This is a genomic window from Streptomyces aureocirculatus, assembly GCF_000720475.1.
GTDB classification, from domain to species: Bacteria; Actinomycetota; Actinomycetes; order Streptomycetales; family Streptomycetaceae; genus Streptomyces; species Streptomyces aureocirculatus.
Window position 1 is genome coordinate 145,977 of record NZ_JOAP01000006.1, and the last position, 10,094, is coordinate 156,070.

9 protein-coding genes are annotated in these 10,094 nt (G+C 71.0%); 5 read left to right on the forward strand and 4 right to left on the reverse strand.

Features of this window, described 5'->3' with window-relative positions; translation table 11 throughout:
* Nucleotides 1-19: 19 nt before the first annotated feature.
* Together IG78_RS0108095 and IG78_RS0108100 are read right to left on the reverse strand one after the other, a co-directional pair.
* Complete coding sequence (locus IG78_RS0108095; protein ID WP_016641312.1) at nucleotides 20-760, reverse strand: response regulator transcription factor; 741 nt, start codon at nucleotides 758-760, stop codon at nucleotides 20-22.
* 66 nt (nucleotides 761-826) lie between these two features.
* On the reverse strand, nucleotides 827-1,555 hold the full coding sequence (locus IG78_RS0108100) for a spermidine synthase family protein (RefSeq protein ID WP_030560706.1): 729 nt from the start codon (nucleotides 1,553-1,555) through the stop codon (nucleotides 827-829).
* A 553-nt stretch (nucleotides 1,556-2,108) separates the two neighbouring features.
* On the opposite strand from IG78_RS0108100, the gene IG78_RS41790 reads away from it, so the two are divergent.
* The 3 genes from IG78_RS41790 to IG78_RS0108115 all read left to right on the forward strand — a co-directional run bounded on the left by IG78_RS41790 (nucleotide 2,109) and on the right by IG78_RS0108115 (nucleotide 4,298).
* A complete protein-coding gene (locus IG78_RS41790) occupies nucleotides 2,109-2,996 on the forward strand; it encodes a rhomboid-like protein (protein WP_404827828.1) in 888 nt (295 codons plus the stop codon).
* A 123-nt stretch (nucleotides 2,997-3,119) separates the two neighbouring features.
* Nucleotides 3,120-3,518 (forward strand): PadR family transcriptional regulator, encoded by a 399-nt coding sequence (locus tag IG78_RS0108110; RefSeq protein ID WP_051852434.1) that lies wholly within the window; start codon nucleotides 3,120-3,122, stop codon nucleotides 3,516-3,518.
* Nucleotides 3,519-3,605: 87 nt separating this feature from the next.
* A complete protein-coding gene (locus IG78_RS0108115; RefSeq protein WP_030560709.1) occupies nucleotides 3,606-4,298 on the forward strand; it encodes a hypothetical protein in 693 nt (230 codons plus the stop codon).
* 216 nt (nucleotides 4,299-4,514) lie between these two features.
* Here IG78_RS0108115 and IG78_RS0108120 read toward each other — a convergent pair whose 3' ends face one another.
* The gene (locus tag IG78_RS0108120) at nucleotides 4,515-5,180 is read right to left on the reverse strand and encodes a GNAT family N-acetyltransferase (RefSeq protein ID WP_037687442.1); all 666 of its coding nucleotides are present in this window, start codon (nucleotides 5,178-5,180) and stop codon (nucleotides 4,515-4,517) included.
* Between the two features lie 237 nt (nucleotides 5,181-5,417).
* Between IG78_RS0108120 and lon the strand changes: the two genes are divergently transcribed.
* The gene (gene lon, locus IG78_RS0108125) at nucleotides 5,418-7,853 is read left to right on the forward strand and encodes an endopeptidase La (protein ID WP_030560711.1); all 2,436 of its coding nucleotides are present in this window, start codon (nucleotides 5,418-5,420) and stop codon (nucleotides 7,851-7,853) included.
* Nucleotides 7,854-8,166: 313 nt separating this feature from the next.
* On the opposite strand, the gene IG78_RS0108130 is transcribed toward lon, so the two are convergent.
* On the reverse strand, nucleotides 8,167-9,021 hold the full coding sequence (locus IG78_RS0108130; RefSeq protein ID WP_030560712.1) for a lysozyme: 855 nt from the start codon (nucleotides 9,019-9,021) through the stop codon (nucleotides 8,167-8,169).
* A 300-nt stretch (nucleotides 9,022-9,321) separates the two neighbouring features.
* Between IG78_RS0108130 and IG78_RS0108135 the strand changes: the two genes are divergently transcribed.
* Nucleotides 9,322-9,816 carry a MarR family winged helix-turn-helix transcriptional regulator gene (locus IG78_RS0108135; RefSeq protein WP_030560713.1) on the forward strand — a complete coding sequence of 165 codons (495 nt, stop codon included), beginning with the start codon at nucleotides 9,322-9,324 and terminating at the stop codon, nucleotides 9,814-9,816.
* The last annotated feature ends 278 nt before the right edge of the window (nucleotides 9,817-10,094 follow it).

Sequence of the window (10,094 nt, forward strand, 5' to 3'; positions counted from 1 at the left end):
GCGGTGCCTGGGTCCGCCGTCATGGCGTCGGGGTCTCCAGGGCGTATCCGACGCCGTGGACCGTGCGGATGCGTTCCGCCCCGATCTTGCGGCGCAGTGCCTTGATGTGGCTGTCGACCGTGCGGGTGCCGGACGCGTCGGCCCAGTCCCACACCTCGGCGAGGAGCTGCTCGCGCGAGAGCACCGCGCGCGGGGTGTTGGCGAGGCACACCAGGAGGTCGAACTCCGTGGGTGTCAGGTGCACGTCCTCACTGCGCACCCGCACACGCCGCTGCGCGTGGTCGATCTCCAGCTCCCCGAGGCGCAGAATGCCACTGCGCGGTGTCGTGGCGGCGAGCGCCGCACGCTCGACACGGCGCAGCAGCACGTGCACGCGCGCGGCGAGTTCGCGCATCGAGAACGGCTTGGTCATGTAGTCGTCGGCACCGACGCCGAGCCCGACCAGCATGTCCGTCTCGTCGTCCCGCGCGGTGAGCATCAACACCGGCACCGGACGCTGGGCCTGCACGCGACGGCAGACCTCCAGGCCGTCGAAGCCCGGCAACATGATGTCGAGGATCAGCAGATCCGGCTGCCAGGCCTGTGCTGTGTCCACTGCCGCCGGCCCGTCCGCCGCCGTTTGCACGACGAAACCCTCAGCGCGCAGCCGGGCGGCGATGGCGTCGACGATCGTCGGGTCGTCCTCGACCACCAGTACTCGGCGCTGGGCGCCAGGCATCGCTGCCGTGGCGCTGTTGTGGGAGGTGTGTGTCTGCTCCATCGCCCCGCCCCTGACGTGATCGCTTGGTGTCCGGTCAGCAGAGTACGGGGCGTGACGGCACCTCGGCTACGCAGCCCTTGTCGCGAGATGCACCACGTCCGGTACGCCCCGGGCAACGGTGATCTCTTCCGTACGTACCTGCTGGAACCCGGCATTCCGTAGAGCGGAGTCGAAAGCGGATGAGGGTTTGGCGGACCACACGGCGAGCACTCCGCCGGGGTTCAGACGGGCGTGGCAGGCGGCCAGACCGGCGGGCGAGTAGAGACTTTCGTTGCTCTGGGTGACGGTCCAGTCCGGTCCGTTGTCGATGTCGAGGCACAGGGCGTCGTACGTCGCCGCGTGCGAGGCCGGGGGCGCGTCCGGTGAGCCGTTGGCGCCTGCGAATGCGCCGCTGACATATGCGACCAGGTCGGCGTGCAGGATGTCCGTGCGTGGGTCGGAGAGCGCTTCCTTGGAGAGCGCGGAGAGCGGTCCTTCGAGGTGCCAGTCGATGATGGCCTGCTCGCGCTCGACCACGGTGATGCGGCCCCAGCGCGGGTCCACGGCCGCGTGGGCCAGGGAAAAACCGACTCCCAGACCGCCGATGAGAACGCTCGGACGTGGGCGCCCGTCGAGCGCTTCGTAGGCGGCGTCGACCAGGAGACGCTCCGAGCGGCCGTCCGAGGTGTCCATCAGGAAAGTGCCATTGGCAATGATCTGCAGCAGGTCTCCGTGGCGTCGCAGGACGACTTCTCCGTGCGGGCCTTCGCGCCGGTCGAGAACCACGGGGGGATCAGGTCGGTACGGGGTGTGCATCGGCCCATTCTCTCCATCTCGCGCCGGCTTTCCCGGCCTTTTCCGCGCCTCTGCGCCACGGCTGTCCGCCCCCTTCCGGAAGGAACGCGAACGGGCCGCTCCGGCAACGCCGGGAGAGGCCATGAGGTTGATGTGAGTTTCTGTGACCCGCGTCTCACGTGGCGTCGGTCATAGACAGCACGGGAACGATCAGTGAAGCGTGAACCGTGATCTATCCGTGATGGAAGGTCCGTGAGACAAGGAGCGCCTCGGCGTGAACCGGAGTGTGCGGGTTTCTGGCGGGGGCGCCGATGCGGGTGCTGGCGCGGGCGCCGACGCTGGCGCCGATGCGGGCGCCGATGCGGTCGGTACGGGGATGGCCGCGGGGGTGGGTGCTGAGGCGGCGGTTCTGCCGTCCGGGGCTGTCGGGGCTGCCGAGGCTGTGCCGACGCTTGGTGCTGTGCCGACGCTTGGCGCTGTGTCGACGCTTGACGCTGTGCCGCGTCAGGTGGGCAGGCGGGGGGCTGCCGAGGGGGGTGTGGAGGGGGCGGGTTTTGGGTCCGTGAGCCCCCTCGTGGGTCCGTCCGGGCCCGGGGGCTCTGGTGCTCGTGGCGCTCGTGGTGCTCATAGCGCTCGTGGTGCTGGTGATGCTTGCGGTGTTCATGGTGCCCGCGGTGTTCATGGTGCCTGCGGTGTTCGTGGCACCCGCGGTGCTTGTGGCGCCTGCGGTGTCCGCGCTTGCGGTGCCCGCGCTTGCGGTGCCCGCGCTTGCAGTGCTCGCGGTGGTTGTGGTGCGCGGGCCGCCCGGGGGCCGTGGGCGGCCGGGCTGCTGCGGCTGCGGCCGTGGCGGGTCCTGCCGACGCCGACCGGAACGCCCTTCACCTTCGCATACGCCGCTCTCCTCCTCCTGACCTCGCTGTTCGCCGAGCACGCGGACCCCTCCTTCGTCTCCTCCCTGCAACAGGGGTCAAGCACCGACGTGGCGCACCTCGCGGACCGGCCGGTGTTCGTCCTCCTCGCCAGCGCCCTCTGGATCGCCGGTGGCATCACATCGCCGTACGCCATCGTGTTCCTGCTCGTCCTCACGGCGCTGGAGCGCCGCATCGGCGGCCTGCGCACCGCGGGCGTGTTCCTGCTCGGGCACGTCGTCGCCACGCTGGTCACCGAAGTCCCGGTCGGGCTCTCGGTCCTGGCCGGCCACCTCCCCGGCAGTTCCCTGCACCGGCTGGACTACGGCATCAGCTTCGGCGTCGCCGCCAGCGTCGGCGCCCTCGCCGGGCTGCTCACGCCGTGGCTGCGCTGGACCGTCCTGGCGGGGTTCGGCTGGATGCTCGTCGAGGACCTCGTGGCCTTCGCCGATCCGATGACCAACTGGGGTCATCTGCTGGCGTTCGTCGTGGGCGTGGCGACGTGGCCGCTGCTGCGGCGACGGGGGTCCGCGGGGCCCGGCCTGGCTACTTAGCCCGTTCCGCGCCCCCCGTTTCCCCTTCATCCCGACCCGGCTTCGACCTCTGCCACCAGCCGGAACTCTGACTTCCGCATAAATGTCTTGCGGTGCAAGGTAATAGCGACTATCTTGTACTGCATGACAAAGGAGCTGTCCGCGTCGCACGACCAGCGCCGCAGTCAGTTGCTGCGCGGGGTGCTGGATCTGTGCCTGCTCGCGCTCATCGGCGAACGGCCTCGGTACGGCTATGAATTCGTGGAGGCCTTGACCGAGAGCGGGCTCGACCTGGTGAGCGAGGGCAGCATCTATCCCTTGCTCGCCCGTATGGAGCGAGCAGGGCTGGTCGACAGCTATCGCGCGCCGTCCGCGGCGGGCGGCGCTCCGCGCAAGTACTACCGCCTGACCGAGGCGGGCGCAGCCGAGCTGGCCACCGGCCGCGCCACCTGGAGCACCTTCACGGTGGCGGTCTCCAGGACGCTGGACGACGAACAGCACAGCCATCACGAACAGCACGGCCATCACGAACAGCACGAGTAGGGCTAGCAGGGCCAGCAGGGTCAGTGGGGCCGTAGGGCCACGGATTCAGCAGGGACCAGCGGCAGAGCGACTGGGGGGACGCACGACATGACGGAACAGACGACGAGTGGGAAATCGGCCCGTGACGGAGCGACCGTAACCGCGCCCGAACTCGAACCCGGCCGCGAACCCGAACTCGAACGCGAACTCGGCCCCGGCGAGACAACCGCGGCTGCGGAAAGAACCCGCGTCCTGGCGATCTGCCGCAGCAACTGGGAGTACAGAGGCATCGACGACGCCTCCGTGCGCGAGATGCTGGCCGAGCTCTCCGCGCACCTTGAGGAGGCCGCCGCGGCAGGCCGCTCCGCCCAGGACGTGGTCGGCCCGGACGCCAAGGCGTTCGCCGCCACCTGGGCCCGAGCGCGTACACCCCTGCACCGGCGGGTGTTGCGGATGGCAGCGCTCACCCCGTTCGTCCTCGGCTCGCTGCTGCTCCTCACGCACCTGATCGACCGGACGCTAACGCTGTCCATCGAAGCGCCGCGGCTGGCGTTCTACGCGGTGATACTCGTGGGCACCGTCGCCGTGGAGATAAAGCGCGGCTCCCTCGGCTTCAAGGGCTGGCTGCTCGTGGGCGGAGCGGGGGTGGCGTTCGCGCAGATCGCCTCGTCGCTGTTCGGTGACGGCAGCCTGCTCCGACTGCCTCTCTGGGTGGCGCTGCTGCTGATGGTCCCCGGGCTGCCGTACGCGTACGCGGACACTCGCGCGAGAAAGACCGGCGCGGCGGCGGGCGTCAGGTAGCCCGCCGGGAGGGCGGACCTTCCCGGGGGCTCCGGGAACCCCGGCCACCTGGGCCCTGCGGTGGCCTGACCTCCGTAGGGAACCTGGCTTCCGCAAGCGGCCGAGCCCCCGAGGGGGCCTCTCCCCGAAAGCGACCGAGCCTCCGCAGGCGCCCCGAGCCCCGCAGCGGCCTGGCCTCAGCAGGCAAGGGCGGCCGAGCCCGCGGGATACCTGGCCTCAGGCCTCCTCCGGCCCCTTCCGCCGCGCGCTCGTCAGATCCGCGACCACCCGCCACCCCAGGGACTCGTACAGGGAGCGTCCTTCCGGAGTCCCCGCCAGTACGCCGATCTCCGCGCCCTGCTCGAAGGCGGCGGCCGCGAGGGTGCGCATGATCAGGCTGCCCAGGCCCTTGCGGCGGTGCTGCGGGGAGGTCTCGATCTGGTCGGCGACCGCCGTGCGGCCGGTCGGTGCGATCTGGCCGCGCGCCACCCAGGCACCGTCGGCGGAGGCGATCATGGCGCGGATCACGCCACCGCGCGCCCAGGTGCGCAGACGGTAGCCGTCGGGGACGGTCAGGCGGTCCGAGGTGACGGGGACGAGGGGCACGGTCATCAGATAGCCGGGTTCGGGGTCGAGCCACCACTCGGAGCCGAGCCAGGGGGCGACGCGGGCGGGGGAGTCGAAGACCTTCAGCCACACATCGGCTCCGGTCACCGACGCGGCGACCTTGCGGACGTCGGCCTCCTGGATGTCCGTGCCCGTACTGCCGATGACGTGCCTGGTCGGGTGCTTGATCTGGCCCACGTCCACCGTGAAGCCCCACGGTTCCATGAGCGGAGGGGCGGCCCCGCGGGAGGCGACCCAGCCGTCGACCCAGGCGCGTACGGCTTCGCCGCCCGACATTCGAGCTCCTTCTGTGCCGTGCATGGAGCACCTCTTCAGTAAGTGGGCCGGTGAGCGGACCGGAGGGAAAGTAGTGGCCACCGAGTGAGTAATAGCTGCTAGGCGTGAGTGAACCTTACTTAGAGGGTTTCTGGAGGCGACAGGGGTGATCGCTGACAGCGAACACGGCCGAGGAACATTGCAGGGCTCATAAGCATTGAGTCGGTATAGCTCAACTTGAATGCCGAAGGGGAGATCATGACTGCTGAGTCCGTTGCGTCAGGGGCCAACGCGCCGCTTGCCCTGCCCGTGCTGCCGCTCGATGACGAGGTCGTGCTGCCCGGCATGGTGGCGCCGTTCGACCTGTCCGATGCCGATGTACGCGCCGCGGTGGAGGCCGCGCAGGCCGCCGCCCGGTCCAGTGGAAGCAGTAGCAAGCCCACGGTGCTGCTTGTTCCTCGGATCGACGGGACGTATGCGGCCACCGGTGTGCTCGGCACGGTCGAGCAGGTGGGCCGGCTCGCGGACGGGGATCCGGGGGCGCTGATCCGGGCGCGTGGCCGAGTGCGCATCGGGGCGGGTACGACCGGTCCCGGCGCGGCCCTGTGGGTGGAGGGCACCCGCATCGAGGAGACCGTGCCCGATCCACTGCCCGGCGCCACCGTGGAGCTGGTCAAGGAGTACAAGGCGCTGGCCACGAGCTGGCTGAAGAAGCGCGGTGCCTGGCAGGTGGTCGACCGCGTGCAGCAGATCGACGACGTGTCGGCGCTCGCGGACAACTCCGGGTACTCACCGTTCCTCACCACCGAGCAGAAGATCCGGCTCTTGGAGACCGAGGACCCCACGGCGCGCCTGAAGCTGGCCACCGAGCAACTGCGGGAGCACCTGGCCGAGCAGGACGTGGCGGAGTCCATCGCCAAGGACGTGCAGGAGGGCGTGGACAAGCAGCAGCGCGAGTTCCTGCTGCGGCGCCAGCTCGACGCCGTGCGCAAGGAGCTGCGTGAGCTCAACGGCAAGGACGGCGAGGACGAGTCCGACGACTACCGCGCCCGTGTCGAGGCGGCCGACCTGCCGGAGAACGTGCGCGACGCGGCGCTGAAGGAGGTCGAGAAGCTGGAGCGCGCCAGCGACCAGTCGCCCGAGGGCTCCTGGATCCGCACATGGCTGGACACGGTGCTCGAACTGCCCTGGAACGAGCGAACCGACGACAGCGCTTCCGCGTACGACATCAAGGGCGCCCAGGAGGTCCTCGATGCCGAGCACGCGGGTCTGCAGGACGTCAAGGAGCGCATCACCGAGTACCTGGCGGTGCGCAAGCGGCGTACGGAACGCGGCTTGGGCGTCGTCGGCGGGCGGCGCGGCGGCGCGGTCCTGGCCCTGGTCGGCCCGCCCGGTGTCGGCAAGACCTCGCTCGGGGAGTCCGTGGCGCACGCGATGGGACGCAAGTTCGTGCGGGTCGCGCTCGGCGGGGTGCGGGACGAGGCGGAGATCCGCGGGCACCGGCGGACGTACGTGGGCGCGCTGCCCGGACGGATCGTGCGGGCCATCAAGGAAGCCGGGTCCATGAACCCGGTGGTGCTGCTCGACGAGATCGACAAGGTCGGCTCGGACTTCCGGGGCGACCCGGCGGCCGCGCTCCTCGAAGTGCTCGACCCGGCGCAGAACCACACCTTCCGCGACCACTACCTGGAAGTCGAACTCGACCTGAGCGACGTGGTGTTCCTGGCCACGGCCAACGTCCTGGAGGCCATTCCGGAGGCGCTGCTCGACCGTATGGAGCTGGTCAGGCTCGACGGGTACACGGAGGACGAGAAGGTCGTCATCGCCCGTGACCACCTGGTGCCGCGCCAGTTGGACCGGGCCGGGCTCGGTGACGGCGAGGTGACGATCGGCGAGGACGCGCTGCGCAAGCTGGCGGGGGAGTACACCCGCGAGGCGGGCGTGCGCAATCTGGAGCGGTCCATCGCCCGGCTGCTCCGCAAGGTCGCGGCGCAGCACGAACTGGGCGAGCGCGAGCTACCGTTCACGGTCGACGCGGAGGATCTGCGCGAGCTCATCGGACGCCCCCACCATGTGCCGGAGTCCGCTCAGGACCCGGCGGAGCGCCGTACGGCGGTGCCCGGGGTGTCCACGGGCCTCGCGGTCACGGGAGCGGGCGGCGACGTGCTGTTCGTCGAGGCGTCCCTCGCCGACCCGGAGACGGGCGCGGCGGGACTGACGCTCACCGGGCAGCTCGGTGACGTGATGAAGGAGTCCGCGCAGATCGCGCTCTCCTTCCTGCGCTCGCACGGCGCGGAGCTCGAACTGCCCGTGGGCGACCTGAAGGACCGGGGTGTGCACATCCACTTCCCGGCGGGCGCGGTGCCGAAGGACGGCCCGAGCGCGGGCGTCACGATGACGACGGCGCTGGCGTCGCTCCTGAGCGGCCGCCCGGTCCGTACGGATGTGGCGATGACCGGTGAGGTGTCGCTGACGGGGCGGGTGCTGCCCATCGGCGGGGTGAAGCAGAAGCTGCTCGCCGCGCACCGGGCGGGCATCACCACCGTGGTGATCCCCAAGCGGAACGAGCCGGATCTGGACGACGTCCCGGCCGAGGTCCTGGAGAAGCTGGACGTGCACGCGGTGACGGACGTCCGGCAGGTCCTCGAACTCGCGCTGGCACCGGCCGAGGTGCGGGTGCCCGCGGCGGCGTGACGAAGGCGCCCGCGCGGCGGCAGGGCTGCGCAGGCGTGGCCGGGGTTCCCGCCGCGGCGTGACGGGCGCGGTGGGGAAGCGAAGGCCCGGGATCCTCGCGGATCCCGGGCCTTGCCGTACGCGGACCGTTGCCGTGGGCGGAGCCTTGCCGTGGGCGGAGCCTCGGCGTGCGCGGAGTCTCGGCGTGCGCGGAGCCTCGGCGTACGGGGAAACTGGCCGCAGGCGGGGCTTGCCGCAGGCAGAGCCTTGCCGTACGCGGAACTTGCCGCTGGCGGGACCTTTCCGTACGCGGAATCTTGCCTACGCGGAGGGGCTAGCCGTTGGCCAGGGCCTGGACCCGGTCGTAGGCGCCGTTGAACTTGTTGTGGTCGCCGACGATGGGGCCGGTGGAGGTGTACTGCCACATGGTGTGGAAGCCCCAGCCGGCCGGGAGTTCGCCGGGGCTGGTGTTGTAGCGGGCGATCCACAGGGGGTTGCTGGCGCCGAAGCCGCCGTAGTTGCCCGTGCACTGCTTCCACCAGGTTGTGGCGGTGTAGATGACGGCGTCGCGGCCCGTGCGCGCCTTGTAGGTGGTGAGGAAGTCGCGGATCCAGTCGACCATCGCGCCCTGCGACTTGCCGAAGCAGGCGGCGCCGTAAGGGTTCCACTCGATGTCGAGGGCGCCGGGCAGGGTCCTGCCGTCGCGGGACCAGCCGCCGCCGTTGCTCGCGAAGTAGTTGGCCTGGGCGGCGCCGCTCGAGGTGTCGGGGGTGGCGAAGTGGTAGGCGCCACGGATCATGCCGATGTTGTAGGAGCCGTTGTACTGCTGGGCGAAGTAGGGGTTCTTGTAGGACGTGGACTCCGTCGCTTTGACGTAGGCCCACTTCACGCCGCTGTTCCACAGGGCTGACCAGTTGACGTTGCCCTGGTGGCTGCTGACGTCGACACCCTCGGTCTGGGCGGCGGAGCCGCCGGTCGGGCGGCCGCCCTGGCCGTCGTGCTCGGCGACGCCCATGCCCATGCGGGCGGAGCCGCGCGGCGGGACGTCGTCACCGCGGGCGGAACCGTCGGCGGACTGCGCGGCGCCGGGCAGGGTGATCAGCAGGGCGAGAGCGGAGAGGACGGCGAGGAGAATGCCGACCGCGTTGTGGTGTCCGCGGCGGGCCGTACCGGGTCTGTGCACGGGCATGGCGTGCCTCCGAAAGGCCTCGTGGAGTCCCGTGCGCCGGCGTGCGGCGCCCTGCGTGTGGCTCACGGTTCCCACGTCGCGGGGGCGGGCGCGTCGTACGTAGGGGACTCGGTGGGGGGACCTGTCGACATGTCGATGGTGTGAACATGTCAGAAATGACGCTACGCACGTAGACCGTGTGAGGGAAGGGGCGCCGGTGCCCGCCGTTGGTCTACTCCTGCGAAATACTGGGCGAGCTGCGGCGATGGCCGCGGTCGGCGGAAACTTTCAGGATCGGGAAAGTGTGGCATGGGTGCTGACATGCGCGAGGACGCGGCTCACGGCGGTGGGGCCGAGAGGGGCGAGGCGGCGGTCGAAGGTGGTGTGGACCACGAGTTCCTCTCCCTGGAGCGCGAGTTGACGTTGCTGCTTCGCCGGGCGCGGGCGTCCTCCGGGGAGATGGCCCGGCAGGTGCATCCGGAGCTGGAGCCTGCGGCGTACGGGTTGCTCGCGTTCCTCGACGAGTCGGGGCCGCGGCGCGCCACCGATCTCGCCGCCTTCATCGGGGTCGGCAAGGCGACGATGTCCCGGCAGTTGCGCAGCCTGGAGCAGTTGGGTCTGGTCGCGCGGGAGCCGGACCCCGCCGACGGCAGGGCCTGGCTCGTACGGCTCACGGAGGAAGGCCGGGAGCGGTTCCGGACGGTTCGGGTGGCCCGGCGGGCGCGGTATGTTCGGCAGCTTGCCGGGTGGGACCGGGGGGAGGTCGCCGAGCTGGCTCGGCTGCTCCACAAACTCAACGTCGGCGCGGAGTCCTAGGGCGGACGGCATCCACCGGGGTCTCGCGCCGCGCCGCCGCCCACGGGGACCGTGCTGAGCTCCTCGCCCCGCCGCCCCCCCGCACTGTCGCCGGGCTGCGCCCCGCATCGCCGCCGGGCTGCGCCCCGCACTGTCGCCGGGCTGCGCCCCGCATCGCCACCAGGCTGCGCCCCCGCACTGTCGCCCCACTGCGCCCCGCACCGCCACCCGGCCGCCCCCGCACCACCACCCCGCACCACCCGTCACCCCACGCCCCCCGGCACCGCCCCCCCCGGGAC